Source organism: Oleiphilus sp. HI0043 (genome assembly GCF_001634935.1).
Genome location: NZ_LWEY01001614.1, coordinates 1 through 1033, shown reverse-complemented (window position 1 = coordinate 1033; position 1033 = coordinate 1). Strand labels below are relative to the sequence as shown.

2 protein-coding genes are annotated in these 1033 nt (G+C 46.6%); one reads left to right on the top strand and one right to left on the bottom strand.

The features are described from left to right. Positions 1–119 (top strand): DNA-3-methyladenine glycosylase I (locus A3729_RS31100; RefSeq protein WP_197476027.1); only part of this gene is annotated, 119 nt, incomplete at its 5' end. Positions 120–133: 14 nt separating this feature from the next. On the opposite strand, the gene narL is transcribed toward A3729_RS31100, so the two are convergent. After that, on the bottom strand, positions 134–778 hold the full coding sequence (gene narL / locus A3729_RS24345; RefSeq protein ID WP_068507590.1) for a two-component system response regulator NarL: 645 nt from the start codon (positions 776–778) through the stop codon (positions 134–136). Positions 779–1033 lie beyond the last annotated feature (255 nt).

Genomic DNA, 1033 nt, shown 5'->3' with positions numbered 1-1033 from the left:
ATTTGAAAAAGCGCGGCTTTACCTTTGTCGGTCCGACTATTTGCTATGCCTTTATGCAGGCTGTGGGGATGGTTAATGACCACCTGGTGACATGCCCAGAGTGGTCAAAAGTGAGCTAAAAGCTGAGTGAAGTTTAGCCCTTCTGATTCACCATCCATACTGCGGCTTCAACTCGAGAATTCAAACCTAGTTTTTTCAGGACATGTTTGACGTGAACCTTCACGGTTCCGTCAGAGATATCGAGTTCACGGGCAATAAGCTTGTTGCTCATACCTTTGGCTATGAGTTTCAGGATCTCGTGTTCCCGGCTGGTTAGTTTGGCTAATAAGTTCGATTTCTTATCGTTGCCGCCTCGTATTGCTCCGGCCAGAACATGTGTTAGCTTCTCACTGATCACCATTTTACCAAGCGCGGCTTCTTTTAGCTTTTCCAGTATTTGCTCAGGGTCCATATCTTTAAGCAGGTAGCCGTCGGCACCATAAGTAATAGCGCAAACAACGTCTTCATCACTATCGCTTACGGTTAGCATGATGATACGGGAGGTGATCTCGGCATTTCGCATGGCTCTAAGTGTTTCCAAACCATCCATACCTTGCATATTCAGATCTAACACGATTAGGTCGGGCTCGTGCTCTTTAGCAAGCTCTAGGGCGCTATGCCCATCACTTGCTTCACCAATGACTTCTAGCTCATCTTCGAATTCAATCAGCTGGGTTAGTCCTTTTCTTAATAAAGGGTGGTCATCAACTAATAATATGGTGGCGGGGATCTGGCTCATGAGTGCTTCAACCTTTATGCGGCGCTTAGTTTCTGGTTTAAGAATCTTATCTAGTCGCAACTCTGTCTTAGAACGCGCCATTTGGCAAGAACCCTGGTTCTCAAAATTGACGTGAATCATGTTCGACAGGCTTTACTCGTGGAGGCTTAGAGAGAGTAGGCACCGAAATGTACCTACTTCTGGTCGCATGTGTTGTACCCCTTGTTTTACGCAGCGTAGCGACAATGCAGGTGCTGGCAAGGGTACTACCCAGTA